The following is a 26,337-nucleotide window of genomic DNA, read 5'->3' on the forward strand; positions in this document are numbered from 1 at the left end:
CATGACCACAAGCGCCGACACGCACTGCCCCTACTGCGCCCTGCAGTGCGCCATGACGCTCACGTCCCCGGCGGACCTGGCTCCGGCTTCCCAGCCGGGGCCGGGCCCCGTGCCGGCACTTCAAGAACCAAAGCCTTCCGCATCCCCGGCCCTGGAAACACCCCTTGCTGTCCAGGGCCGGGACTTCCCCACCAACCGGGGCGGGCTCTGCCGCAAGGGCTGGACCTCGGCCACCCTCCTGAACCACGCGGGCAGGATCACCGAACCCCTGTTGAAGGGTGCCGACGGCGTCCACCGGCCCATCGGCTGGGACCACGCCCTGGACCTCGCCGTCCAGGCAGTGAAGGACGCCCGTGCCCGGTACGGCGCGGACGCCGTCGGCGTTTTCGGCGGCGGTGGCCTCACCAACGAGAAGGCCTACCAGCTGGGCAAGTTCGCCCGCCTGGCCCTGGGTACGTCCCGGATCGACTACAACGGCCGGTTCTGCATGTCCTCAGCGGCCGCGGCCGGGATGCGCGCCTTCGGCGTGGACCGCGGCCTGCCGTTCCCGCTCGAAGCCCTGGATACCGCCAGCACCATCCTGATGCTGGGCTCCAACGTGGCTGAAACCATGCCGCCGTTCGTCCAGCACCTCAAGGGAGCCCGCGACGCCGGCGGGCTGGTTGTGGTGGATCCGCGCCGTTCCGCAACGGCTGCTTTCACCGCAGACGGCGGAGGCCTGCACCTGCAGCCCCTTCCCGGCACCGACCTGGCGCTGCTGCTGGGCATCTCGCACGTGGTGATCCACGAGAACCTTGTTGACACCGCCTACGTCCAGGAGCGCACCTCCGGCTACAGCGCCGTGGTCCGCAGCGTCAACGCCTTCTGGCCCGAACGCGTCCAGTCCATCACCGGCGTCCCCGCGGAGCTCGTCAGGGAAACCGCCCGCATGCTCGCCGCCGGGGCCCGGGAAGGCGGCAGCTACATCCTCACCGGACGCGGCGTGGAGCAGCACGTGGACGGCACCGACACCGCCACCGCGGCCATCAACCTCAGCCTCCTCCTGGGCCTGCCGGGCTCGGCCCGCAGCGGCTACGGCACCCTTACCGGCCAGGGCAACGGCCAGGGCGGCCGTGAACACGGCCAGAAGGCGGACCAGCTCCCCGGCTACCGCAAGATCACCGACCCCGCCGCCCGCGCGCACGTCGCCGCCGTCTGGGGCGTCGCCGAGGACCTGATCCCCGGCCCCGGCCTGCCCGCCGTGCAGCTGCTGAAGTCGCTGGGAAAGCCCGACGGCGTGAGGTGCCTTTTCGTGCATGCCTCCAACATTGCGGTGGCGGCACCTGACGCCAACGCCGTGATCGAGGGGCTGCGCAGCCTGGACTTCCTGGTGGTCTGCGACTTCTTCATGTCCGAGACCGCTGCGGAGGCGGACCTTATCCTTCCCGTGCTCCAGTGGGCAGAGGAGGACGGCACCCTGACGAACCTGGAGGGACGCGTCCTGCGCCGCCGCCGCGCCATCTCCCCGCCCGCCGGTGCCCGCAGTGAGCTGTGGATCATGGCCCGCCTCGCCGAGCGGCTGGACGCCCCCTCCACCTACAGCGAGGATCCCGAAACGGTCTTCGAGGAACTGCGGCTCGCCTCCGCCGGCGGGCTGGCCGACTACTCCGGCATCGACTACGCCATGCTGGACCGTGGCGAAGCCGCCTACTGGCCCTATCCTGCCGGCAGCAGCGGAACGCCCCGGCTGTTCCGGGACGGCTTTGCGCACCCCGACGGCCAGGCGCTGATGGTCCCGGTGGTGCCGCGCCGCCGTCGTACGTCCGAAGGCGACGCAGCCGGAAGTGCCCACCCTGCCGGCAAACCCATGACACTCATCACCGGCCGCCTCCTGGAGCACTACCAGTCCGGAGCGCAGACGCGCCGGGTCCCCGACCTCCTCGCCGCCCAGCCCGAGGCCAAAGTGCAGATCCACCCTGCGGCGGCGGAAGCCCTGGGCATCACCGCCGGATCATTGGTCTCGGTGGCCAACAGGCGCGGCGAAGTGGTGTGCCGTGCGGAGTTGAGCACCGGCATCCGCGCCGAGACGGTTTTCCTGCCCTTCCACTTTCCCGGGTCCGAGAGTGCCAACCGGCTGACCGAAGCCGCCACGGATCCGGTCTCCGGGATGCCTGAGTTCAAGTTCAACACCGTGTGGGTCCGGCCCGTGGCCGCCCCCGATTCCGCCCGCATGCTTGAAACGACGGAGGCTTCATGAGCGAGCAGATTGTCATTGTGGGATTCGGTCCCGTGGCCGCAAGGCTGGTGGACGAGCTCCTGCCCGCCGTCCGCAGCGGGCAGGTCCGGCTCGCCGTAGTGGGTGAGGAGGCGGAGGCCGCCTACAACCGCGTCCTCGTGGCCGACCTCGGCGTTGGCCGGACCACCGCCGGGGCACTGGCCCTTGCCGACGCCGCCGACCTGGTTGCCGCGGGCGTGGACGTCCACCTGGGCGTGCGGGTCAAGCGCGTGGACCGTGCCCGGCAGCAGGTCCTGCTCTCCGACGGAACACGCGTGCATTACGACCGACTGGTGTTCGCCACCGGGTCCCGGCCCGTCATTCCGAACCTCACAGGCATCAACCCGGATCCCGCCTCGCCGGTGCTTCCGGCCGGTGTCACAGCGCTGCGCGACCTTCGCGACGCCGACGTACTGCGGCGGGCGGTGGACGGCGGCAAGCGCGTGGTGGTCCTGGGCGGCGGCGTATTGGGCCTGGAAACGGCGCTGGCCGCCGCGGAGGAAGGTGCCACGGTCACGGTGGTCCACAACGGGCCGCACCCCTTGGGCCGCAACATCGACCGCGGCGGCGGAACAGTCCTGGCTGCCAGCCTGCGCCGCTGTGGCGTCCGGATGGCCGGCAACGCCCGCTCCACAGGGGTAGAGCACAACGCGCCCGACGGCGGCTTCTCGGCTTTGCTGCTTGAGGACGGGCAGGCGATTGACGGCGACCTCCTTGTCATCTCGTGCGGGGTCCGTCCCCGGACAGAGTTGGCCGAAGGCTGCGGGCTGTCCACCGGGACCGGCATCCTGGTGGACCACAGGCTGCGGGCGCACCACGAGCCACACATCTTTGCCATCGGCGACTGCGCCGAAGTCCGCTGCCCGGATCCGGGCTGCGCCGCGTGCCGCAACGCCAAAGGCCCGTCCGGGTTGGTTGGTCCGGGATGGCGGCAGGCCGAATGGCTGGCGGGCTATCTCACCCTGCTGGCCTCGGACCTGGCCGGGGACGCCGAACTGCTGCCCGCCTTCCCGCCGGAACAACCCGGCGTCGTAGTCCTGAAGGCCCGGGGCCTGAACATGGCCGTAGCCGGGGACAACTCCGCCGATCCGTGGGACGAGGAAGCCCTCACGGCCGGGGCGGTCAACGGCCGGCCCCCGCTGCAGATCGCCCAGTGGGCTGATCCGGAGCATGGCCGGTACGTCAAGATGACCACCCGCGGCGGTGTACTCGAAGGCCTGGTGGCAGTCGGCATGCCCCGCACGGCGGCAGAACTCGTGGGACTCTATGAACGCAGCGCCGAACTGCCGGCCGACCGGTCGCTGCTCCTGCGCCTGGACGGGCCGGACCAGCTGCCAGGGGCCGGTTCGTCCGACCCCGCCGGCACCGTCTGCCGGTGCGCCGGGGTCAAGGGCGCGGCCATCACGGCTGCCGTGGCCGGTGGCTGCTCCACCGTGGCGGATGTCTCCAAGGCCACCCGTGCGGGTACCGGCTGCGGCGGCTGCCACGAGGACATCAAGGGGCTCATCGAGAGGCATTTCTCCCCAGCCTTGCCCTAACCTCGCAAGCTCGGTCAGGAAACCCGACGGCCGTGGCCAATTGCCCCGGGGCCCTTGACTGCAGCGCCCACGCAGAATGTGATGGACGGGACTGACCAGCCCGGCCACTCCCCGCGCTGGACGCCTGCCGCGTGGCACGATGAAAGGACGCACCCGCATGTCCCTGCTCGACTCCGCCCTTTGGGAGGGCAAGATTTACCTCAACGGCTGGCGCGAAGGGCGCGGCGGGACCGCCGGCAGCATCGAACCGGCCACCGGTGAGCAGCTGGGCAGCTACGGCGTGGCCTCAGTAGCGGATGTCCGCGAGGCGGCAACCGCCGCCGCGAAGGCGCAAAAGGAATGGGCCGCCTGCAACCCGGAGGACCGTGCCGCCGTACTGCGCCGGGCCGGGCAGCTCTGGGAGGAGCACGCAGCGGAGATCCAGGACTGGATTGTCCGTGAATCCGGCGGTATTCCGCCCAAGGCCGGACTGGAAACGCATATCGCCGCCAACGAATGCTATGACGCGTCTGCGCTGCCTTCGCTCCCTGCCGGGGACGTCCTGACCTCGAACGAAAACCGCTGGTCCTTTGCCCGGCGCCGGCCGGTCGGCGTCGTGTCCGTCATTGCCCCGTTCAACTTCCCGCTGATCCTCTCCATCCGCGCCGTCGCGCCAGCCCTTGCACTCGGCAATGCCGTGATGCTCAAGCCGGATCCCCGGACCACGGTCTGCGGCGGCGTGACGGTGATGCGCATCTTCGAGGAGGCAGGACTTCCGCCCGAACTGCTCTCGCTGCTGCCCGGGGGCGCGGAGATCGGTGCTGCCCTCGTCGAAGCCCCCGAGGTCCGGGTGATCGCCTTCACGGGCTCGACGGCGGCCGGCCGGAAGATCGGTGAGACGGCCGGCCGGCTGCTCAAGCGTGCCCATCTTGAACTGGGCGGCAACAACGCGCTTATCGTGCTGCCGGGCGCCGACCTGGCCAAGGCGGCCTCCGCGGCGGCGTTCGGCTCGTTCATGCACCAGGGCCAGATCTGCATGGCTGCCGGGCGCCACATCGTGCATGAAGACATCTACGACGACTACGTCGCCGCCCTGTCCGAAAAGGCCGGACACCTGCCGGTGGGTGATCCGAAGGGCGGCACCGTTGCACTGGGTCCGGTGATCGACGAGCGCCAGCTCCACCGGGTGGACGGGATTGTCCAGGACGCGGTGCGGGCCGGCGCCCGGCTCGCCGCCGGCGGCACCCACGACGGCCGGTTCTACCAACCCGCCGTGCTGGTGGACCTGGACACGGACAGCCCCGCGTGGAAGGACGAAATCTTCGGCCCCGTGGCCCCGGTAATGAAGTTCTCCACCGTGGATGAAGCCGTTTCGCTGGCCAACGACAACGAATACGGCCTGTCCATCGGCATCCTCGGCGACGTCGGCCTTGCCATGGCCATCGCGGACAGGCTCGACTCAGGGAAAGTCCACATCAACGAACAGACGGTCTCCGATGAGGCGAACTCCCCCTTCGGCGGAACGAAAAACTCCGGCAACGGCTCGCGCATTGGCGGCCACCACGCCAACATGGAGTCCTTCACCGAGATTCAGTGGCTCACCTTGCGTCCGAACATCGCCCCGTATCCGTTCTAGGACCGGGGTGCCCGCTCCGGGGCCGGGCGGTCTCCGGCCCCGGAGGCTGGCCGGGGTCAGAAGTTGACGCCGCGAACGAGGCTGATGAGTTGATCCTTTGTCTGACCGGCTGACGGTCCGGACGGGGAAATCAGTACCTGCGCAACGAACGTCGCCAAGTTCTGCCCCCTGACCGCCTGGACGGACAGGATGGTGACGGGCACGTCCCCGGCGGGCCGGAGCGACTTCGGACCGGCGGGTTCGGTACTCATCGAGAACGTTGCCCTGTCCCCGATGCCCTGGACCGGCTCACCGCGCATGGCCGGGGCACCGAGTGGCGAGCCTGAGGTCTTGAGGACTTCGATCGAGAAGATCATGGAGTCCGGACCGGGCGTGCCCAACTGCCCGAACGTGTAGCGGCAGCTGACCTCGCCCGGGAGGAGCTGCGGTTCGGTGGTCGCCCCGAAGGCCCGCTTGACCTGGGCCGGACTCAGCAGGGCGCAGACGGCATGTTGGTCGTGGCCGGCGGCCCCACCGCCGGCGCTGCGGGAACATTCAGCTGTGTTCCGTTGCCCCAGCCTGCGTCGACGGCAGCCTGCGACAGCGCCCGGGACATGGCGTCGCCGTCGGGCACAGTGCCTCCATCCATGGGCGGGCCGGTGACGTACGGCATCTCCAGGATTTCGTTCCCGCTGACGGCGTGCAGGACGACGTTGGCGGACGCACCGCCCGCCTCGCCGCGGAAGTATCCCGTCCACTGCAGGCAGGCGAAGTCGCCGATTCCGGTGACCGGCGAGCAGCCGGATGTCCCCTTCGCTTTGTCGACGTCGGCGGCGGACGCGGGCGACGTGAGCGCGACGGACAGTGCCGTCATGCCCCGCTCAGGGGACTTGCCTGCATAGGTGCACAGATAGGCCTTGCTTCCCGGCGGCCTTGCAGGCGTGTTCTGGCCCACCGCCACCAGCCCGGGCTCTACCCTTGCGGCGATCTGCGGGGTGATGAGCTCGCAGGCTGGGCTGCCCGTGCCCGTCTTGTTGCCCGTGCCGCCCGCGCTGGACGGGGCGCTGACGTTGACGGCGGCGCGCCCGGGCCGGTCGGCTGGGAGCACGCAGCGAGGAGCAGGGCAAGCACGGCCGCCACCATTAATTTCGCAGCCAAGGGTCGTTGGAAACGGCGGCCCAGGGTGTGCACGGCAATCATGGCCTCAGTGTCGGGCCGCCCGGCGCCGCGCTCCAGAGTCCTAAGTACCGATTGGACCTGCCGCGGCTTCCAGCGGTGCCGGGCCACGTCTGCAGGAAGTACTACATGTGCACGTGCAGGCGGCGGGCAGCCTCGGAGATGGATCCGGTCAGCGACGGGTAGACCGTGAAGGTGCTGGCGACGTCGTCCACGTGCAGTTTCTGCTTGACGGCGATGGAGATCGGGAAGATCAGCTCGGAAGCGTTGGGTCCGACCACCACGCCGCCGATCACGGTACCGGAGCCCTTCCGCGCGAAGATCTTCACGAACCCGTCCTTGGCGTTGCGCATCTTGGCCCGGGCGTTGCTGCGCAGGGACAGCTTGATGACGTCGGCCTGGTACTTGCCGGACTCGATCTCGGCCTCGGACACGCCGACGTTTGCGATTTCGGGCGAGGTGAAGATGTTGGACGCCACCTGGTGGAGCTTGAGCGGGGTCACGCCATCGCCCATGAAGTGCGCCACCGCAATGCGGCCCTGCATGGCGGCCACGGAGGCCAGGGGCAGGACGCCGGTGCAGTCGCCGGCGGCGTAGATGTTCGGTGCGGTGGTGCGGGAGACGCCGTCCACCTTGATGTGGCCGCTGTCGCTGACGGCCACCCCTGCCTCCTCAAGGCCGAGTCCTGCGGTGTTCGGGATGGAGCCCAGGCACAGCAGGCAGTGGCTGCCGGTCACCTTCGAGCCGTCGGCGAGCGTCACCACGACGCCGTCGTTAGTGCGTTCCACGGTCTGGGCGCGGGAGCGTGACAGGACCCGGACGCCTCGGCGTTCGAAGACTTCCTCCAGGACCACTGCGGCGTCAACGTCGGAGCCCGGCAGCACGCGGTCGCGGCTGGAGACCAGGGTGACTTTGGAGCCCAGGCCGTTGTAGGCGGAGGCAAATTCAGCGCCCGTTACGCCGGAGCCGACGACGATCAGTTCCTCCGGCAGCTCGTCAAGGTTGTAGATCTGGGTCCAGTTCAGGATCCGTTGGCCGTCCGGGCGGGCAGTCTCCAGCTCGCGGGGGTGCGCGCCAACGGCCAGCAGGATGGTGTCGGCTTCTATGGTTTCGATGCCGTCCACGGTAAGGACCTCGATGGTGTGGCTGTCCAGGAGGCGCCCGGAGCCGGCGATGATCCGCACGCCCAGCTTGTCCAGGCCGTCGCGGATGTCCTGGGACTGGTTGCGGGCCAGGTTGAGGAGGCGGTCGTTGATGTGCTTGAGGTCGGCGCGCATCACCGGTAAGAAGTCGCCGCCGTCGACGTCGAACTTCACTCCCAGCTCGCCGGCCTCGGCCACGCGGGTCATCAGGTCAGCCGTGGCAATGAGTGTCTTGGAGGGGACCACATCGGTCAGCACCGCGGATCCGCCCAGGCCGGCACGTTCAATGATGGTGACCGTCGCCCCCAGCGAGGCGGCCACCATGGCAGCTTCGTATCCACCGGGACCACCTCCCAGGATTGCGATCCGGGGGGAACTGAAATCTGGATGCGTAGTCACAGTCATCCATTCTCGCGCATTTCCGCTGGACCACCAAGAAAACGGGGCGCCCTCCGGGCCACGGTGACGGGGGCAACACGGGCGGGAGGATAACTTGTACTGGTGAGTACAACAGACTTCCTGAACACGGACCCGTTCGCTGCCGCCCGCGCCGCGGCGGACTACATTGCCGAAGAGACAGGGGTGGACCATCATGACACCGCCCTGGTCCTCGGTTCCGGGTGGGGCGGGGCCGCCGACCTGATCGGCGAGACCACTGCCACCCTGTCCGCCGAGGAGGTCCCGGGCTTCCACGCCCCCGCCGTGGAGGGCCACGTGGGCACCATCCGGTCCGTACTGACAAAGGCGGGAAAGCGGGCACTGGTCCTGGGCGCCCGCACCCACTACTACGAGGGCAAGGGCGTCCGCGCCGTAGTGCACGGCATCCGGACCGCCGCGGCCGCGGGGTGCAGCACGCTGGTCCTCACCAACGGCTGCGGCGGGCTCAATGAGGACTGGGCCCCCGGCACACCGGTACTGATCCGGGACCACATCAACCTCACCGCCGCCTCCCCGCTGGAAGGCGCCACCTTCGTGGACCTGACAGACCTGTACTCGCCGCGGATCCGCAAACTGGCCCGCGACGTGGACTCCACCCTGGACGAGGGCGTCTACGCACAGTTCCCCGGCCCCCACTATGAGACGCCGGCGGAGGTGCAGTACGCCAAGCGGATCGGCGCAGACCTCGTCGGCATGTCGACGGCGCTGGAGGCCATCGCGGGGCGGCACGCGGGCATGGAAGTGTTCGGCATTTCGCTGGTCACCAACCTTGCAGCGGGCATCAGCCCCCAACCGCTCAGCCACCAGGAGGTTATCGAATCCGGCCAGGCAGCGGGCCCGCGCATCTCCAGGCTGCTGGCGGGCATCATCGGCCGGCTCTAGCCCGCCAGGCGCCCGGGGTGCATCATGTGGATGGGCAATGACGATAGCGTTATGCCCATGACGTCTTCCGATGCCGAACTTCGCCTGCTCACTGAAGCCCGCGAATGGGCTGCCCAAGACCCGGATGCCGCAACGAAGGCGTCGCTCCTCGAGCTTGTCCGCCTTGTGGGGAATGGCGATCCCGCGGCCCGGCAGGAACTGGAAGACAGCTTCCGCGGAACCCTGCAGTTCGGCACGGCAGGTCTGCGCGCAGCCCTGGGCCCCGGGCCTAACCGGATGAACCGGGTGGTGGTCCGCCGCGCCGCAGCGGGACTCGCGGCCTTCCTGGTTGACGCCGTGGCCAAGGCGTCCGCCGGCACCCCGGTGCGTGCCGTCGTCGGCTACGACGCCCGGCGCAACTCCGATGTCTTCGCGGCCGAAACGGCTGCCATCTTCACCGCGGCCGGCATCGAGACCTTCCTGCTGCCGGCGGCCCTCCCCACTCCCCTGCTGGCGTACGCCGTCCGGGCCCTGGACTGCGACGGCGGCGTCATGGTCACCGCCAGCCACAACCCGCCGCAGGACAACGGGTACAAGGTGTATCTGGGCCGGCATGCCGTAGCGGCGGACGGCGACGGTGCCCAGATCGTGGCGCCCTACGACGCGGAAATCGCCGCCCGGATCAGCGCCGTGGGGCCGCAGGAATCGATCGCGCTGGCAGAGAGCGGCTGGACCGTCCTGGACGGCTCGCTGGCGGCCGACTATGAGCGGGCGGCGGCGGCACTCGCCATGCCGGAGCGCTTTCCCGCACGCGACCTGCGGATTGTCCTGACCCCGCTGCACGGCGTGGGCGGCGGCACCGCGCTGGACGTGTTGAAAGCTGCAGGTTTCACGGATGTCACCGTGGTGGCCGAACAGGCTGAACCGGACCCCGATTTCCCCACCGTGAGTTTCCCCAACCCGGAGGAACCCGGGGCCCTGGACCTTGCGCTGGAAGCGGCAGCCCGGCTGGACGCCGACCTCGTGATCGCCAACGACCCCGACGCTGACAGGGCAGCCGTGGCCGCGAAAGACCCCGACACCGGTGCCTGGCGGATGCTCCGCGGCGACGAGGTGGGATCCCTGCTGGGCGCGCACATAGTGGCACGGCTGGCAGAAGACGGCCCTGCCGGTGCTGTGGCGGATGGCCAGGGCGTCTTCGCCAATTCGATTGTTTCCTCACGGCTGCTGGCCCGCATCGCCGCCGCCGCCGGCTTCGCCCATAAGGAGACCCTGACCGGGTTCAAGTGGATTTCCCGGGTTCCGGGCCTGGTCTACGGCTACGAGGAGGCGCTGGGGTACTGCGTGGCGCCGGACCTTGTGAAGGACAAGGACGGGATTTCGGCCGCGGTCCTGATCGCCGAACTCGCGGCCACCGCCAAAGCGGCGGGCAAGACGGTCTTCGACACGCTGGATGAGCTCTACCTTCAGCACGGCCTGCACGCCAGCGACCAACTGAGCATCAGGGTTGCGGACCTGGGGCTCCTGGACGCCATGATGAACCGCCTCCGGGTTTCGCCGCCGGAGTCGTTCGGGCAGTCAGCCGTAGAGGTCTTCACGGACCTGGCCGACGGCAGCGCGCAGCTGCCGCCCACCGAGGGCCTGCTCTACATCACCCGCAACCTGACCCGCGTGATCATCAGGCCCAGCGGCACCGAGCCCAAACTCAAGTGCTACCTGGAGGTCATACACCACGCGGGATCCGCCGCGGAGCTGCCCGCTGCACGCCAGGCCGCCAGGGCCTCGCTGGATGAGGTCCTGCACGACGTCAGCGAAGCACTGGGGCTCTAACTGCCAGGAGGTTAAGCCCGAAAGGGGCGCCGGAGCTTTAAGGCCCCGGGCCCCTTTAAGTGTGTCGAAATGCTAGAGCTCCACCTCAACGAAACCGTCGATGACGCGGGTGCTGAACGCTTCCAGCCGCAGGCCCGTGGTGGCGAAGCATTCACCGGTTTCAAGGTCGTAGACCTCTTTGTGCAGCGGCGAGGCGATGGTGGGACGCATCCCCTTGGAACCCAGGATGCCGCGGGCCATGACGTGTGCTCCGGTGGCAGGATCCTGGTGCGCCACCGCGAAGACTTCCTCCGGGCCGGTACGGAACAGCGCCACCTGGCGGCCTGCGACCAAGGCGGCCTCGCCCCAGGCGGGTTCAAGGTCGTCTACCGGGCAGACACGGTGCCAGCCGGCTCCGAATCCGGCGCTGTCTGATTCGGCGGCGAGCGCCCCAAGTTCCAGTGTTGCCGTCATTGTCCGGCTCCTTTCCCTGTGCCTGTTGTCCTTGCAGTGGCTGCTTTTGCTGCCGTGTCCCACGCTAGGATCCGGGTGTTTCAACGGGGTGCGGTGAATGTGTCCGGCGCGTAAAAGAGACCTAACGCGACCGGAAACGCGTTCGTGATGCAGAAGTTAAGTTGACGAAACAATTGGGAAACTGAGGCGAAACTGCCCTTCCCTAGGCTGGACGCACAAGCTGCAGAGCACCGTCTGCGGCCCATGCGAAAGGCCCACCGTGACCGAACAGACTTCAAGCACAGAGACTCCGCGCCGCATTGTCGTCGCCGGCGGCGGCCCCGCGGCCCACCGTTTTGCTGACGCCATGCATGCCCGCGGCCTCGACGGCTGGCATGTCACGGTCCTCACGGAAGAAGCCCACCTCCCCTATGACAGGGTGGCGCTCTCCAAGGCCCTCACCGACAGCGGTGTGGACCTCACCCTTGGAACCGCCTCGATGTGGGACCACGGCTCGCTGGTGCTAAAGACCGGTGAACGCGTGGTGAAGATCAACGCAGGGGCAAAGACGGTTGAAACGGCGGCCGGACACGCCTACGAATACGACGAACTGGTGGTTGCCACGGGTTCGGACGCCACGCGCCTGCCCATCCCCGGTGCACAGCACGCCCACGTCTACCGCACCCTTGAGGATGTGTGGGCCATCAACAAGGCCATCGCCGACCTCACCGGGAAACTTGGCCGCAAAGTCAATGCCGTCACTATCGGCGGCGGGCTCCTGGGCCTCGAATCGGCCGCGGGCACCGCGCAGCTCGGTGCCACCCCCGTGGTCATCAACGGCGCTCCCTGGCTCATGAACACGCAGCTGGACGAGGGCGCCGGCCAGGCCTTGGGCCGGCTCATCGAGGCCAAGGGCTTCGAAGTCCACGGCGGCGTGTTCCCCGCCGGGATTTTGACGGACGACGACGGCCAGGTCACCGGGGTGCTCATGGCGGACGAACGCGTCATCCCGGCCGACCTGGTGATTGTCGCGATCGGCGTCAAGCCCCGCGACGAGCTCTTCCGTGCCGCCGAGGGTGAAGATCAGCTCTTCAGCCTGGGCCAGCGCGGCGGCGTGGTCATCAACGACTACTGCGCCACCGAGGTGCAGGGCATCTGGGCCATCGGTGAAGTGGCCAACTTTGGCGGCATGTGCCTGGGCCTGGTGGCTCCCGCCAACACCATGGCCGAGATCGTGGCCGACCGGCTGCACGGCGGCGACGCCACCTTCCCGGGGTTCGATACTGCCACCAAGCTGAAGCTGTCCGGCGTGGACGTGGCCAGCTTCGGTGACGCCTTCGCCCGTACCGAGCGCGCCCTGGAAATTGTCTATGCCGACCCCGCCCGCGGCGTGTACCAGAAGATCGTCACCACCGACGATGCCAAGACCCTCCTGGGCGGCATCTTCGTGGGCGACGCGTCCCCCTATATGAGCCTGCGGCCGCTCCTGGGCCGCGAACTTCCCGCCGAGCCCGGTGCGTTCCTCAGCGCGGCGGGCGGCGGCGAGGCCCCGGAAACCGAGCTTCCGGACGACGCCACCCTGTGCTCCTGCAACAATGTCACCGCCGGCTCCATCCGAGACGCCATCAACGGCTGCGGCGCCTGCGAGGGCAACGCCCCGGTCCAGGAGCTGGGTGAGTTGAAGGGCTGCACCCGCGCCGGAACCCAGTGCGGTTCCTGCGTGCCCATGCTGAAGAAGCTGCTGGAAACCGAGCTGACCAAGTCCGGCGTCGAGGTCTCCAAGGCCCTGTGCGAGCACATTGAACTGTCCCGCCAGGAACTGTTCGACGCCATCCGCGTCCTGGAACTGACCTCCTTCGAGGAGATCATGGCCAAGTACGGCACCGGCGCCGGCTGCGACATCTGCAAGCCCACCATCGCCAACATCCTGGCCAGCCAGAACAGCGCGTACGTGCTGGACGCCGGCCGTGGCACCCTTCAGGACACCAACGACCGCGCCCTGGCCAACATGCAGAAAGACGGCACCTACTCGGTGGTTCCGCGCATCGCCGGCGGCGAGATCACACCCAGGAAGCTGGGCGTCATCGCGGCAGTGGCCGAGAAGTACAACCTCTACACGAAGATCACCGGGGGCCAGCGCATCGATATGTTCGGCGCCCGGCTGGAGCAGCTCCCGGAGATCTGGAAGGAACTGGTGGACGCCGGTTTCGAGTCCGGCCAGGCGTACGGCAAGAGCCTGCGTACGGTGAAGTCCTGCGTCGGGTCCACGTGGTGCCGGTTCGGCGTCCAGGATTCGGTGGCCATGGCCATCCAGCTGGAACTGCGCTACCGCGGCCTGCGCAGCCCGCACAAGCTCAAGATGGGCGTTTCCGGTTGCGCCCGGGAATGCGCCGAAGCCCGTGGTAAGGACGTGGGCGTGATCGCCACTGCCGACGGCTGGAACCTGTACGTCGGCGGCAACGGCGGCGCAACCCCGGCCCACGCCCAGTTGCTGGCCAAGGACCTGGACGACGAGACGCTGATCAAGTACATCGACCGCTACTTCATGTACTACATCCGCACCGCCGACCGCCTCCAGCGCACGGCCCGGTGGCAGGAGGAACTCGACGGCGGGATCAAGCACGTCGAGGATGTGGTGGTCAAGGACATCCTGGGCATCGCCGAGGAACTCGAAGCGGCCATGTCCAGGCACGTTGACACCTACGTGGACGAATGGGCGGACACCCTGAAGGATCCCGAGCGCCTGCGCCGGTTCCGTTCCTTTGTCAACGCTCCCGACCAGAAGGACGACTCCATCACCTTCGTCCCCGACGAGCGCGGCCAGATGCGGCCGGCCACGGCGGAGGAAAAAGGCAGGGTCCTGATCGGCGCTTCCATCCCCATCCGACCGCGCGACGGGAACGAGGCGTAGCCATGCAGCTCAGTATCGACCTCACCGGCCGGAACGTCCTAGTGGCCGGCGCCCCTGCAGCCGCGCGGCAGGCGCTGCGGCGGTATGAAGCCGCGGGCGCCGTCGTGCACCGCCTTGGCAGCCCCGGCGAAGCCCGGTTCGTCCACCTGCCGGAGCGGCTGTTCCTTGTTGCCGCCGTCGAGGACGGACAGTCCGGCTGGGACGCTTTCCTTGACCGCTGCCGGAAGACCGGCCTCCCCGTCGCTGCCGAGCCCGCGGGCGGCCCCGCCGGCCACGTCACCCTGGTGGGCGGCGGCCCCGGCACCAGCGACCTGCTCACCGTGGCGGCCGTCAAGGCGCTCCGCGACGCAGACGTGGTGTTCTACGACCGGCTGGCCCCGTACCAGGAGCTGCCGCTGTTGACATCCGCGGAACTCGTGGACGTCGGAAAGAAGCCGGGGCACCACAAGGTCAGCCAGTCGGAAATCGAGAAGCTGATGGTGGAGAGTGCGCTGGCCGGCAACAACGTGGTCCGCCTCAAGGGCGGGGACCCGTATGTCTTTGGCCGCGGCGGGGAGGAAGTCGCCGCGTGCGTGGCAGCCGGCGTCAAAGTGCACGTCATCTCCGGCGTCACCAGCGCCATCTCGGTGCCGGCCGCCGCGGGAATTCCGGTCACCCACCGTGAAGTCAGCCGCATGTTCACGGTGGTTTCCGGGCACGCCCCGCTCACCGAAAAGGAACACCAGCACCTGGCCGGGCTGGGCGGCACCATCGTGGTGCTCATGGGCATCGGCACCCTCCACCAGCTCGCGGCAGGGCTGCGCCGCGCCGGGATGCGCGCCGACATGCCCATGGCCGTGGTGGAGCGGGGCTACCGGCCAGGCCAGCGCACCACCATCGCAGACCTGGGCACCATCACCTCCGCCGCTGCCGGCTGCAGCAACCCGGCGGTGCTGGTGATCGGCGAGGTGGTACGGGTGGCCGAAGCCAACCAGTGCCATGCCGGAGCCGCCGCCGACCTGGACAGGCTGGCGGCATCGCTGCTGGGATCATGAAAGGATTGACCCCCATGACCGCACTTGCACCGGCCGATCCCACGCAGGCTGAAGAAGCCACCGACGCCGCGGAGGCGCCCCTGGAGGGGTTCCGCATCGGAGTCACCTCTGACCGGCGTTCCCGTGACCTGATTGAGGCGCTCGAACGCCGCGGCGCCGAAGTGCTGCACGCACCCGCGCTGAAGATCGCCCCCGTCCAGGAGGACATGCGCCTCATCGAGGACACGCACGCCGTCATCGCCGCCAAGCCGGACCTGTGCATCGCCACCACCGCCTACGGCATGCGCCGCTGGTGCGAGGCCGCGGACTCCTTCGGGATCGGCGATGAACTGCTGGAAACACTGGGGAACTGCCGTATGTTCGTGCGGGGACCCAAAGCCCGCGGTGCCGTCCGCGCGGCCGGCCTCGCCGACGTCGGCATCAGCAGCGACGAAACCACCGCCACGCTGGTGGACATGCTGCTGACCGAAGGCGTCCGGGGCAAGACGGTGGCTATGCAGCTGCACGGCTACACGGACGTCCGCCAGATCGAGCGCCTGCGGATGTCGGGCGCCACTGTCCTGACCGTGACGCCGTACCGCTGGGTCAAGCCCGACGGCGAGGACAAGCTTCCGCGGCTGATCGACGCCGCCTGCAGCGGGAACCTTGACGTCCTGACCTTCACGAGCGCCCCCGCGGTGGACGCGATGTGGAGCACCGCCCATGAGATGGGCCTCTACAAGCAGCTGGTGGAGAGCCTGAAACTGAACGTCACCACGGCCGTGGTGGGTCCCGTAACGGCGCAGCCCCTCCTGGATGCGGGCGTGACCCCGCTGGTCCCGGAGCGGTTCCGGATGGGGGCCCTCATCCGGCTGGTGTGCGAGCATCTGGCACTGAACCATGTGCGCCGGCTGGATACCCGGTCAGGGAACATCGAGCTCCGCGGCCGCAGCCTGCGGATCGACGGACAGCAGGTGGAGCTGGCGCCCGCTCCGCTGCTGCTGCTGCGCGCCCTGCTCGGTGCCGGCGGCGCGGTCCTGTCCCGCGAATCGCTGTCTGACCTGCTGGAACTTCGGGGTTCCGTGCACGCGCTCGATATGACCGTGAGCAGGCTGCGCTCATCGCTGCCGGACGGCAAGCTCATTGAGACGGTGGTCAAGCGGGGCTACCGCATCCGCATCTGACCAGCCCAAACGCGGTCAATGTGTCGGCTGGCGGATGGATGAGAGGTGCGTCACGGGTTGTGTTACCGGCCGGTAAATACTGGCGAACAAGGGCCCGTTGAACAGCAACTGCGGGGAAACACGCCGGAAAAAACGCGAGCCTACGCTGGGTTCCATCACGAAGTCCGGCCGCTTACCGGCCGCCAGCGAAAGGGCCAGCACATGTCCGCTCCGGCACCCACACCGTCCACCTCCGCCGCAACCCGCATCGTCATTGCCGGCGCCGGCCCCGCTGCCCAGGCCCTTGTGGCGCAGCTGGACCGCGCCCGGTTCACCGGCACCATCACCGTACTGAGCAACCGGGATGACACCCCTACGGAACTGCTGGAGCTGGCCATGCTGCCCCAGGTCTCCGTCCGCTTCGGCCAGCCTGCCAGCCACATCGACGCCGTCAACCGGACCGTGGCAACGGCGGACGGCATGGAATTCGCCTACGACCAGCTGGTTATCGCCACCGGATCGGCCCCCGTCGCAAGCCCGGTGGACGGTGCTGGACAGTGCCTGAGCTACGCCACCATCGACGACGCACCCCGCGTCGCGAAGGGCATACAAAAAGTGGCCCGGGAGCTGGGGCGGCGCCCGGTGGGGATCCTGGTAGGCACAGGCGCGGCGGCCGGACAGGCCGAGGCAGTCCTGCGGGCCAAGGGCGTCCGGCCCATCCGCACCACCGCCCGGCCGGCCGCCATCATCCCCGCCGTCGTGTCGGGCGGATCCGCCTCCCGGCAGGCCGCGTCCGCCGTGGTCTTCGAGGACGGCAGCAGCATGACCGGAGACCTGGTTGTCCTGGCCGAGGAACGGGTCTCCCGCGACGGCTTGGCAGCCAGCGCCGGCCTGCAGACCGCAGCCGGGGGTGGCATCGTGATCAGCCGGGACTACCGCAGCTCCGTCCCGGGGATCTGGGCGATTGGGGATGCAGCGGCGTTCGACGGCGTACGGCTGGGCTTGCTGGTGGCGGCCGCTTCGGCGGCAGGCGCCTGCGCCACCCAGCTGCTGACCGAGGCATCCGCAGCGCCGGCCCTTCAGGCGGCGGCCTAAGCGGCATGCCTCGCTGCCGGCGTCCTGCCTGCGTGGGGGTTTGCTGCGTGGAGGCCTGCTGCGGTGCGGTGGCGCCCTGGCGGTGCCCGCCGGCGAGGGCACTCCGCTGTGACAAGATGGTTCCCGAAACCGAGTCAACGCCGGGCCTAAGAAGCCCTTCGAGAGGACCATCATGAGCAACGAAGCCACCGTTCACGCAGGGAACACTGGTGCGGCCGGGCCCGCGAACATCGCCTCCTACATCGACCACACGCTGCTCAAGCCCGAAGCCTCTGAAGCGGACGTGCTGAGGGTGTGCGCCGAGGCAGCGGAGTACGGGTTCAAGTCGGTCTGCGTCAACCCCCTCTGGGTCAAGACCGTCAATACCGCGCTCAAGGGTTCCGGCGTCCTGGCCTGCTCCGTGGTCGGTTTCCCCCTGGGAGCCACGCCCACGGACGTGAAGTCGTTCGAAGCCCGCGGCGCCGTGCTGGACGGCGCGGATGAAGTGGACATGGTGATCAACATTGCCGCTGCGCGGGCCGGCGACAAGGGGGCCGTGACGGAGGACATCGCTGCCGTCGCGGAGACCGTGCACGCGGGGGGAGCCATCCTGAAAGTCATCATCGAAACAGCCCTCCTGACGGATGGGCAGAAGGTGCTGGCCTGCCAGGCGGCCGTGGAGGCCGGGGCGGACTTCGTGAAGACCTCTACGGGCTTCAACGGCGGCGGCGCCACCGTTGAAGACGTGGCCCTGATGCGCAGGATCGTGGGCCCGGACCTGGGGGTCAAGGCCTCCGGCGGCGTACGGTCCCTGGCTGACGCGCAGGCTATGATTGCAGCAGGTGCAACACGAATTGGTGCCAGCTCCGGGATTGCCATTGTCAAGGGTGAACAGGGTTCAGCCGCTTACTGACGGAACCGGAAGCCGGCACAGACCAAGCCCCGCGGGGCCGAGGAGGAACACATGTCCAGCCAGATCAACGCGTCCAGCCGGGACACGGCGTCGAACCAGGAATCCGTCCGGACCCCGCAGAACGAAAACAACCTCGCCACCAGCGTGGTCCTGTTCGTGATCTGCTTCGCCCTGTTCCTGGGCGCCATCTACTCGCTGTCCTTCCTCAGCCTGGGAAACCCGTGGCCCATGGCCGTCTGCCTGGTCCTGTTCGCGCTGGCGTTCTGGATTCCGCAGACCATCCTGGGCCGCTCCGACTCCGCAGGCGAGCACTGACCCCCGGCTGAACAGCAGCAAAAGCGAACGGACCCCGGACAATGTCCGGGGTCCGTTGCTGTCTGCTGGAACTTCACTGCCCCAGTTGCTAGAACCAGAGCCTGATCCAGGCGCCCGCGGCAGCCGCCACGCGGGCCCAGTGGTGCTGGGCGATCGCCCATCCCGCCATTGACAGGCCCACCATGGCGTAGGCACTCACTGGGATCAGCACCAGCCACTCCCGCTTGGAACCGGCACGCCCCAAAAGGGGTACGGAGAGCGCCCCGTTGGCGCGCCAGACGTTCCGCAGCAGGGGCATCCTGCGCAGCATCTTCGGCGGCCGGACCACCAGCGGCCACAGCAGCGGCACTCCCCCGGTGGTGATGAGGTCGCCCACGATGTGCACCGCCACCCCGATCAGCATCGATGTGGGCAGCCACGTCCACTGCTCCGGCGCATACACCGTGACAAGGCCCGCCATGGCCAGCGCGACGATCCAGTTCGAGATGAAGCCCGACTTCGGAAAAAGCTTCAACGCCTTGGCCGCTATGTTGATCATGAACATGCACAGCAGCCCGGCACCCACGGACAACAGCCCCCACTGCGTCTGCACCTGAACCTGCCCGGCCAGGGTCGCCAGCAGCACAAAGAACGCAGCACCGAGCACGGAGTGTGTCCCCTGCCGGTGGCCGCCGCTGGCGTTTTCAATGCCGCGCGCGATCACGTTGGACAGCGGCGGCAGCGAGTGGGCCACAGTGCTTGACCGGTGGTCCCAGTCGCACACCAGCGCCGTCCCCGCCGTCGCCATGCCGCCGATAAGGATGCCGGTGGGATCCAGCGGGTACCAGCCCAGCGTGTAGGGGCTGGTGGACGCGACAGCTACCCACGCCGCGGCTCCCGACGCGGCGTGGTGTCCTCCCATCAAGTGCTAACTCACCACCAGTGGCGCGTCGGAGAAGATGTTCCGGATCACGCCGTTGGCCCACTCCAGGATCTCCGCGTCCTGCAGGTCCCTGCCGCCGATCCGCGCTGTCTTGGGCTTGGGGATGAGGACGGCGTCCAGGGCAGGCTTGGACTGCGAGCCCGGGTACATCCGGTTCAAGCGCATGATTTTGGACTCCGGCAGGGTGGCCGGGGAGAACTTGATGAAGTTGCCCTGGAGTGCCACATCGGACAGGCCGGCTTCGCGCGCGCCAACGCGGAACCGGGCCACTGCCACCAGGTTCTGCGCCGGAAGCGGCAGGTCGCCGTAGCGGTCCACGAGTTCGGCCTGGACTTCGTCGATGGCCTCGTTGGTGAGGGCGGCGGCAAGCTTCCGGTAGGCCTCCAGGCGCAGCCGCTCGCCGGGCACGTAGTCGTGCGGCAGGTGGGCGTTGACCGGCAGTTCGATCTTCATCTCCGCCGCCTTCTCTTCTGCCTCGCCCCGGAAGTCCGCCACGGCTTCACCCACAAGGCGGATGTACAGGTCGAAGCCCACGCCCTGGATGTGGCCGGACTGTTCGCCGCCCAGCAGGTTGCCGGCACCGCGGATTTCGAGGTCCTTCATGGCCAGCTGCATGCCTGCGCCGAGTTCGTTATGCGCGGCCACGGCCTTGAGCCGTTCCAGTGCCACCTCGCCCAGCGGCTTTTCCGATGGGTAGAGGAAGTAGGCGTAGGCGCGTTCACGGCCACGGCCCACACGGCCGCGGAGCTGGTGCAGCTGGGACAGGCCGTATTTGTCCGCCCCGTCCACGATCAGGGTATTGGCGTTGGAGATGTCCAGGCCGGTCTCGATGATGGTGGTGCACACCAGCACGTCGAAGCGCCGTTCCCAGAAGTCAACAATGATCTGCTCCAGGCGGCTCTCGGACATTTTTCCGTGCGCCACCTCCACCCTCGCCTCGGGCACCAGTTCGCGGATCTTCGCGGCGGTCCGCTCGATGGTGGACACGCGGTTGTGGACCAGGAAGACCTGTCCCTCGCGCATCAGCTCACGGCGGATGGCGGCGGAGGTCTGCTTGTCCGTGTACGGGCCCACGTAGGTCAGCACCGGGTGGCGCTCCTCCGGCGGGGTGGCCAGGGTGGAGGTTTCCCGGATCCCCGTGAGGGACATCTCCAGGGTGCGGGGAATCGGGGTGGCGCTCATGGCCAGGACGTCCACGTTGGTGCGCATTTTCTTGAGCGCTTCCTTGTGCTCCACGCCGAAGCGCTGTTCCTCGTCCACGATGACCAGGCCGAGGTCCTTGAATTCGAAGTCCTTGGACAGCAGCCTGTGCGTGCCGATCACCACGTCCACGGCACCGCTCTTGACGCCGTCCGAGGTTTCCTTCGACTCCTTGGCCGACTGGAACCGGGACAGCGGCTTCACCCGCAGCGGGAAGCCAGAGAACCGTTCGGTGAAGGTTTCGTAGTGCTGCTGGGCCAGCAGCGTGGTGGGTACCAGCACGGCCACCTGCTTGCCGTCCTGCACGGCTTTGAAGGCAGCGCGCACCGCGATTTCGGTCTTGCCGTAGCCAACGTCGCCGGACACCAGCCGGTCCATGGGAATCTCCCGCTCCATGTCCGCCTTGACCTCGTTGATGGTGGTCAGCTGGTCGGGGGTCTCCACATACGGGAAGGCCTCCTCCAGTTCACGCTGCCACGGAGTATCGGGACCGAACGCGTGGCCGCGGGAGGCTATCCGGGCCGAGTACAGCCGGATCAGCTCGCCGGCGATCTCCTTGACGGCCTTGCGCGCCTTGGACTTGGTGCTGGCCCAGTCCGCGCCGCCCATCTTGCTCAGGACCGGGGTGTCGCCGCCCACGTAGCGGGTCACCTGGTCCAACTGGTCCGTGGGCACGAACAGCCGGTCCCCGGGCGCGCCGCGCTTGGCCGGCGCATACTCCAGGACCAGGTATTCGCGCACCCCGTCACCGCCACCGGCCACCTTGCGCTGGATCAGTTCCACGAACCGGCCGATGCCGTGCTGTTCGTGGACCACATGGTCCCCGGCCACCAGTTGCAGGGGGTCGACGGCGTTGCGCCGTTTGGAGGGCATGCGCCGCATGTCCTTGGTGGACCCGGCGGAGGTGCGCCCCAGCAGGTCCGCTTCGGTGAGCAGGCCAAGTTTGAGGCCGTCCAGCACAAAACCGCGGCCGACGGCGGCAGTGGTCACCTCGATGATGCCCGCCTGGGGCTCGTGGTCCAGGCTGTCCACGCGGGCGCAGGGGATGTCGTTTTCGTGGAAGAGTTCCGCCAGGCGCTGGGCAGGGCCGGGGCCTTCGGTGGCCACCACGATCCGCCACTGGTCGCGGACATGTGAACCGATGAAGTCCATCATCTCGGCAACGTCGCCCTGGTATCCGCGGGGTTCCCGGGCGTGCAGGTTCAGGACGTCGATCTCGGGCAGCAGTTCTGTGTCCTGCGCCAGGGAGGTGATGGACCACCAGGAGACGCCGTGTGCCAGGGCGGACCCACGGGTTTCGGCCAGCGAGCGGAAGCTCGCCGAGTGAAGCGCGGCGGACGCCTGCGAGCTGAGGTCCAAAGGCGCCGATCCGCCGTCGGACGCAGTGGACCAGGCCGCCTCAAGGAATTCCTCGTTGGTGGCGGCGAGGTCGTGGGCGCGGGTGCGGACCTTCTCCGGTTCAATCACCACGGCGATGGAGTCCGCGGGCAGCTGGTCCACGAACGGAACCATCGCGTCCACCAGCACCGGCGCCAGGGACTCCATGCCCTCCACCGCGATGCCGCCGGCGATCTTTTCCAGCATGTCCGCCGCGGCGGGAAGCTGGGCCTTCAGGGTGGCTGCGCGGGACATCACGGAGGGGGTGATGAGGATTTCGCGGCACGGCGGGGCGTGCAGCTCCGTCGGGTGGTGGATTCCGGGCGCGGACAGCGAGCGCTGGTCGGCCACGGCAAACCAGCGCATCTGGTCCACCTCGTCCCCGAAGAACTCCACCCTGATGGGATGGTCCTCCGTGGGCGGGAAGACGTCGATGATGCCGCCGCGTACGGCAAACTCGCCGCGGTGTGTGACCATGTCCACGCGTGCATAGGCGGCATCGGCGAGGCTCTTCACGACGCTGGAAAACGGGACGTCCTGGCCTACCTTCAGCGTGACCGGAACCAGGTCGCCCAAACCGGCCACCACCGGCTGGACCACGGCGCGAACGGGCGCGACGACGACCCGAAGCCGGCCCGCCGTCGAACTTTCCGGATGGGCGAGGCGGCGCAGCACGGACAGCCGGCGGCCTACGGTGTCCGATCGCGGGGAAAGCCGCTCGTGCGGGAGCGTCTCCCAGCTGGGAAACTCGGCCACCGAATCCGCGGGAAGGTAGGCGCGCAGGGCTGCTGACAGGTCTTCGGCCTCGCGGCCGGTTGCCGTCACAGCCAGCACCACGCCAGGCCCTGCGCCGTCCTGTCCTGCAAGCGCGGCCGCGAGCCCGTCCGCCATTTCCGCCAGCAGGACGGGACGCAGGCCGGCGGGAGCACTGATCTGGTAATCCTGCCCCCGGACGTCGAAGCCACGGGCGGCCTCGGCGCGGACGCGCGCGAAGGTCTGGTCCGGCGCCAGCGCGCGGCGCAGTCCGTCCAGCGACGCGGCCGTGCTGGATTTACCGGCGCGGGATGTGCCTTTGCTGGATGTGCCGGCGTCGGACTGGCCGGGAAGACTCATGGCAGAAGCTCCTGTGGGGTTCATCGAAGGCAAGCAGGCAACGCGAAAACCCGAAATTCGCTGCGAATCCCGGGTACCCCCAGCCTACCGCGCAGGAACGACATGGCAGCGCGGCGTCCGCAGGCCTAGGCTGGCAGGGCCGGGCCATATTCGATCGGAGCGGCAGGCCGGGTGCCGGCAGCCGGTCGGCCAGGTTGCCTCAGCCGTCCAGAAAGGCGGCCGCTCCGAACCGCCAAGGACAAACAGGTGCCAGGACGAACAGGAGCCAGCATGACCGCAATGAGTGCCCAGCCAACGCCGCAGACCGTCCTCGTCACCGGGGCCACCGGCTACATCGGCGGGCGGCTGGTGCCCAAGCTGCTGGAAGCAGGCCACACCGTGAAGGTGCTGGTCCGCTCCCCCGACAAGATTGCCGGCGTGCCGTGGCGGGACAAAGTGGGCGTGGTGGAAAGCAGCCTCGACAACGGCGACGCCCTCCGCGCAGCCCTTGCCGACGTCGACGTCTTCTACTATTTGGTGCATTCCATGGCTGCGGGGGCGGGATTCGAAGCGAAGGAAAAGGCGATGGCCAGGACCGCCGCGGATGCCGCTGCGGCGGCCGGGGTACGCCGGATCGTCTATCTGGGCGGGCTGCACCCGCAGGACGTGGAGCTCTCCACCCACATGCGGTCCCGGGAGGCCGTGGGCAAGGTCTTCCTGGACGGCCCGGTGGATGCCATCGTTTTCCAGGCGGGCGTGGTGATCGGCTCAGGCTCGGCGTCCTTCGAGATGATCCGCCACCTCGCCGAGACGCTGCCGCTGATGCCGGCACCCAGTTGGGTGCGCAACCGGATCGAGGCAATCGCCGTGCGCGATGTGCTGTATTACCTCGTGTCGGCCGCGTCGCTGGAGGCCAGCATCAACCGGACCTTCGACATCGGCTGCCGGCAGGTACTGACGTATGCAGGCATGATGCAGGAGTACGCCGCGGAGGCAGGACTGCCATATAGGCCGGTGCTGGCGCTGCCGGTACCGGCGCCCAAGCTGGCTGGCATGTGGGTTGCCCTGACCACCCCCATTCCCCTCTCCATGGCCATGCCGCTGGTCCAGTCGCTGCAGCACGACGCAGTGTCCAACGAGCACGCGATCGACCAGTACATTCCACAGCCCGACGGCGGCCTGACCCCGTACCGGACGGCGGTGGCCCTGGCGCTGGGCAAGGAGCGGGACGGCCAGGTGGAAACCACCTGGGCGAATGCCGGCGCCGCCTCCGATCCGCTCCCCAGCGATCCCGACTGGGCAGGCCACAAGGTCTACATCGACGAACGGACGTTCCACGGCAACGTGGACCCGGCAAAAGTCTGGACGGTCATCGAGGGCATCGGAGGACGCAACGGCTGGTATTCGCTGCCCGTGGCCTGGCAGGTCCGTGGCTGGCTGGACAAACTGACCGGCGGCGCAGGGCTGCTGCGGGGGCGCCGGCACCCGCACACCCTGGCCGTTGGCGAGGTGGTGGACTGGTGGCGCGTGGAGCGGATCGAGCACGGCAGGCTGCTGCGGCTGCGGGCCGAAATGCGTGCACCGGGACGTGCCTGGCTGGAGCTTTCCGTGGAGCCCGACGGCGGGGGCAGCCGCTACCGGCAGCGCGCCATTTTCTTCCCCAAGGGCCTGAGCGGCCGGCTGTACTGGCTCGCCGTGCTTCCGTTCCACAGCCTGATTTTCCCGGCCATGGCCCGCAACATCACCGCAGCGGCGCAAAGACTGGCCAATGCGGAGGCTGCGGCCGCCACCCCGTAGGATGTTGGAGGCTTAAACCATTTCCCACGTCCCAGGAGGACCCATGGCGCTGAGCGCAACCACCACCCTTCCGCACTCCGTTGACAGCGTTGCCGCTGTGCTGGTTAACGAGGATTTCCAGCGCCATGTCAGCCAACTGGTGGGCGGCAGCCTGGAGTCCTTCACCGTGGACGGCGACGTCGCCGGGGCCTTCAACACCACCTCCGTGCGCACCCTCCCCACCACGCGGCTGCCCGAAATCGCCCGGAAGTTCGTGGGCGACCACCTCAAGGTGACCCAGGTCGAAAACTGGGACGCACCCGGCGCGGACGGCTCACGCCAGAGCAACATTTCGCTGAAGATCGCCGGCGCCCCGGTTGACGTCACCGCCGTCCAGCGGCTGGTGGCCGAGGACGGCGGAACCCGCGTGGAGCTTGAAGGCGCTGTGAAGTCATCCGTTCCGTTCCTGGGCGGCAAGATCGCCGACGCCGCCGAGCCCATGGTGGCCAAGGCACTGAACCTGCAGGCCGCACAGGCGCAGGCCTGGCTGGAAAGCCACTAGCCCATGCAGCTTCCCGTCTTCGCCGCGCTGGTCCTGATCGTCGCGGGCGTCTGGTCGCTGGTGGTCTGGCCGCAGTTCCTGCGCCGGGTGATGAAGGACCCCCGTGCCCGTGATGGAGCCGGCAAGGCAACAAAGTTCCTGACGGTCCATGTGGTGCTGGTGAGCATCTCCATGGTGCTCGGCCTCGCAACTGCAGTGATCGGCGTCCTGGGCCTGCTGGGCTGAACCAGCCGTTCTTACACGAAACAGCCCCGGGTCTTCCTGATGAAGGAAGGCCCGGGGCTGTTTTCTGTTGGGCTCAGGCCGCCTGGTTGAGGGCGTCCTCAGCCGCTACCCAGGAGATCATGGCGCATTTGACCCGGGCTGCGTAGCGCGCCACTCCCTCGAACGCAGCGGCATCACCCAGCAGCTCAGGATCAGCATGGACCTTGCCCCGCGAGCGCAGCACCTCGCGGAAGCTGTCGATTACTTCATGCAGTTCGGCCACGGTCATGCCCTGGGCCAGGTCGGTGAGGACCGATGCGGAGGCCATGGAGATCGAGCAGCCGGCTCCGTCCCAGGCGACCTGGGCCACCTTGCCGTCGTGGACCGCGAGCCGCAGCGTCACTTCGTCTCCGCATACGGGGTTGAGCTGGTGCGACTGGCCCGTGGATGTGCCCGCGGGCGCCTCCGTAGCGGCGAGCCCGCTGCCGTGGCGGGCCTTGGAATGGTCCAGGATGATCTGCTGGTACAGCTGGTCAAGGCTCATGGTGTC

Annotated in this window: 21 protein-coding genes; 14 read left to right on the top strand and 7 right to left on the bottom strand. The window is 68.4% G+C overall.

Annotation, left to right across the window (positions count from 1 at the left end; all coding sequences use genetic code 11):
- Nucleotide 1: 1 nt before the first annotated feature.
- The 3 genes from IEW19_RS01060 to IEW19_RS01070 all read left to right on the top strand — a co-directional run bounded on the left by IEW19_RS01060 (nucleotide 2) and on the right by IEW19_RS01070 (nucleotide 5,407).
- Nucleotides 2-2,236: a molybdopterin oxidoreductase family protein gene (locus IEW19_RS01060; protein ID WP_188569827.1), complete on the top strand. Its 2,235-nt coding sequence runs from the start codon at nucleotides 2-4 to the stop codon at nucleotides 2,234-2,236.
- The gene (locus IEW19_RS01065; RefSeq protein ID WP_188569828.1) at nucleotides 2,233-3,792 is read left to right on the top strand and encodes an FAD-dependent oxidoreductase; all 1,560 of its coding nucleotides are present in this window, start codon (nucleotides 2,233-2,235) and stop codon (nucleotides 3,790-3,792) included. Before IEW19_RS01060 ends, IEW19_RS01065 begins: the two co-directional genes overlap by 4 nt.
- A gap of 157 nt (nucleotides 3,793-3,949) precedes the next feature.
- Nucleotides 3,950-5,407, top strand: a complete 1,458-nt coding sequence (locus tag IEW19_RS01070; RefSeq protein ID WP_188569829.1) for a benzaldehyde dehydrogenase — start codon at nucleotides 3,950-3,952, stop codon at nucleotides 5,405-5,407.
- A 56-nt stretch (nucleotides 5,408-5,463) separates the two neighbouring features.
- Here IEW19_RS01070 and IEW19_RS23285 read toward each other — a convergent pair whose 3' ends face one another.
- The 3 genes from IEW19_RS23285 to IEW19_RS01080 all read right to left on the bottom strand — a co-directional run bounded on the left by IEW19_RS23285 (nucleotide 5,464) and on the right by IEW19_RS01080 (nucleotide 8,103).
- Complete coding sequence (locus IEW19_RS23285) at nucleotides 5,464-5,787, bottom strand: hypothetical protein (RefSeq protein ID WP_229748239.1); 324 nt, start codon at nucleotides 5,785-5,787, stop codon at nucleotides 5,464-5,466.
- 89 nt (nucleotides 5,788-5,876) lie between these two features.
- Nucleotides 5,877-6,494: a hypothetical protein gene (locus IEW19_RS23290; protein WP_229748240.1), complete on the bottom strand. Its 618-nt coding sequence runs from the start codon at nucleotides 6,492-6,494 to the stop codon at nucleotides 5,877-5,879.
- A gap of 193 nt (nucleotides 6,495-6,687) precedes the next feature.
- Nucleotides 6,688-8,103: an NAD(P)H-quinone dehydrogenase gene (locus tag IEW19_RS01080; RefSeq protein ID WP_188569830.1), complete on the bottom strand. Its 1,416-nt coding sequence runs from the start codon at nucleotides 8,101-8,103 to the stop codon at nucleotides 6,688-6,690.
- Between the two features lie 102 nt (nucleotides 8,104-8,205).
- Between IEW19_RS01080 and IEW19_RS01085 the strand changes: the two genes are divergently transcribed.
- Together IEW19_RS01085 and IEW19_RS01090 are read left to right on the top strand one after the other, a co-directional pair.
- Nucleotides 8,206-9,024 carry a purine-nucleoside phosphorylase gene (locus tag IEW19_RS01085; RefSeq protein WP_188569831.1) on the top strand — a complete coding sequence of 273 codons (819 nt, stop codon included), beginning with the start codon at nucleotides 8,206-8,208 and terminating at the stop codon, nucleotides 9,022-9,024.
- A gap of 57 nt (nucleotides 9,025-9,081) precedes the next feature.
- Nucleotides 9,082-10,833: a phospho-sugar mutase gene (locus IEW19_RS01090; RefSeq protein ID WP_188569832.1), complete on the top strand. Its 1,752-nt coding sequence runs from the start codon at nucleotides 9,082-9,084 to the stop codon at nucleotides 10,831-10,833.
- Nucleotides 10,834-10,905: 72 nt separating this feature from the next.
- Here IEW19_RS01090 and nirD read toward each other — a convergent pair whose 3' ends face one another.
- Nucleotides 10,906-11,286, bottom strand: a complete 381-nt coding sequence (gene nirD / locus IEW19_RS01095; protein ID WP_188569833.1) for a nitrite reductase small subunit NirD — start codon at nucleotides 11,284-11,286, stop codon at nucleotides 10,906-10,908.
- A 259-nt stretch (nucleotides 11,287-11,545) separates the two neighbouring features.
- On the opposite strand from nirD, the gene nirB reads away from it, so the two are divergent.
- The 6 genes from nirB to IEW19_RS01125 all read left to right on the top strand — a co-directional run bounded on the left by nirB (nucleotide 11,546) and on the right by IEW19_RS01125 (nucleotide 18,654).
- The gene (gene nirB / locus IEW19_RS01100; RefSeq protein WP_188569834.1) at nucleotides 11,546-14,176 is read left to right on the top strand and encodes a nitrite reductase large subunit NirB; all 2,631 of its coding nucleotides are present in this window, start codon (nucleotides 11,546-11,548) and stop codon (nucleotides 14,174-14,176) included.
- Between the two features lie 2 nt (nucleotides 14,177-14,178).
- Complete coding sequence (cobA, locus tag IEW19_RS01105; protein ID WP_188569835.1) at nucleotides 14,179-15,210, top strand: uroporphyrinogen-III C-methyltransferase; 1,032 nt, start codon at nucleotides 14,179-14,181, stop codon at nucleotides 15,208-15,210.
- A gap of 14 nt (nucleotides 15,211-15,224) precedes the next feature.
- On the top strand, nucleotides 15,225-16,373 hold the full coding sequence (locus IEW19_RS01110) for a uroporphyrinogen-III synthase (RefSeq protein WP_188569836.1): 1,149 nt from the start codon (nucleotides 15,225-15,227) through the stop codon (nucleotides 16,371-16,373).
- Between the two features lie 201 nt (nucleotides 16,374-16,574).
- Entirely contained in the window at nucleotides 16,575-17,447 is an 873-nt protein-coding gene (locus IEW19_RS01115) for an FAD-dependent oxidoreductase (protein WP_188569837.1), read from the top strand.
- Nucleotides 17,448-17,619: 172 nt separating this feature from the next.
- On the top strand, nucleotides 17,620-18,339 hold the full coding sequence (gene deoC, locus IEW19_RS01120) for a deoxyribose-phosphate aldolase (protein ID WP_188569838.1): 720 nt from the start codon (nucleotides 17,620-17,622) through the stop codon (nucleotides 18,337-18,339).
- A gap of 51 nt (nucleotides 18,340-18,390) precedes the next feature.
- A complete protein-coding gene (locus tag IEW19_RS01125) occupies nucleotides 18,391-18,654 on the top strand; it encodes a hypothetical protein (protein WP_188569839.1) in 264 nt (87 codons plus the stop codon).
- A gap of 88 nt (nucleotides 18,655-18,742) precedes the next feature.
- Here IEW19_RS01125 and IEW19_RS01130 read toward each other — a convergent pair whose 3' ends face one another.
- Together IEW19_RS01130 and mfd are read right to left on the bottom strand one after the other, a co-directional pair.
- On the bottom strand, nucleotides 18,743-19,555 hold the full coding sequence (locus tag IEW19_RS01130; RefSeq protein WP_188569840.1) for a metal-dependent hydrolase: 813 nt from the start codon (nucleotides 19,553-19,555) through the stop codon (nucleotides 18,743-18,745).
- 6 nt (nucleotides 19,556-19,561) lie between these two features.
- Nucleotides 19,562-23,266 (bottom strand): transcription-repair coupling factor, encoded by a 3,705-nt coding sequence (gene mfd / locus IEW19_RS01135; protein WP_229748241.1) that lies wholly within the window; start codon nucleotides 23,264-23,266, stop codon nucleotides 19,562-19,564.
- Nucleotides 23,267-23,536: 270 nt separating this feature from the next.
- Between mfd and IEW19_RS01140 the strand changes: the two genes are divergently transcribed.
- From IEW19_RS01140 to IEW19_RS01150, 3 genes are read left to right on the top strand one after another with little or no spacing between them, the layout of a single operon-like run.
- Nucleotides 23,537-25,042 carry an SDR family oxidoreductase gene (locus tag IEW19_RS01140; protein ID WP_188569841.1) on the top strand — a complete coding sequence of 502 codons (1,506 nt, stop codon included), beginning with the start codon at nucleotides 23,537-23,539 and terminating at the stop codon, nucleotides 25,040-25,042.
- 43 nt (nucleotides 25,043-25,085) lie between these two features.
- Nucleotides 25,086-25,583 carry a DUF2505 domain-containing protein gene (locus IEW19_RS01145; protein WP_188569842.1) on the top strand — a complete coding sequence of 166 codons (498 nt, stop codon included), beginning with the start codon at nucleotides 25,086-25,088 and terminating at the stop codon, nucleotides 25,581-25,583.
- Nucleotides 25,584-25,586: 3 nt separating this feature from the next.
- Nucleotides 25,587-25,808: an SCO4848 family membrane protein gene (locus IEW19_RS01150; RefSeq protein WP_188569843.1), complete on the top strand. Its 222-nt coding sequence runs from the start codon at nucleotides 25,587-25,589 to the stop codon at nucleotides 25,806-25,808.
- Nucleotides 25,809-25,881: 73 nt separating this feature from the next.
- Here the strand turns inward: IEW19_RS01150 and sufU are convergent, their stop codons facing one another.
- A complete protein-coding gene (gene sufU, locus IEW19_RS01155; RefSeq protein ID WP_188569844.1) occupies nucleotides 25,882-26,331 on the bottom strand; it encodes a Fe-S cluster assembly sulfur transfer protein SufU in 450 nt (149 codons plus the stop codon).
- Between the last annotated feature and the right edge of the window lie 6 nt (nucleotides 26,332-26,337).

The organism is Arthrobacter liuii, from assembly GCF_014639275.1.
GTDB lineage: Bacteria > Actinomycetota > Actinomycetes > Actinomycetales > Micrococcaceae > Arthrobacter > Arthrobacter liuii.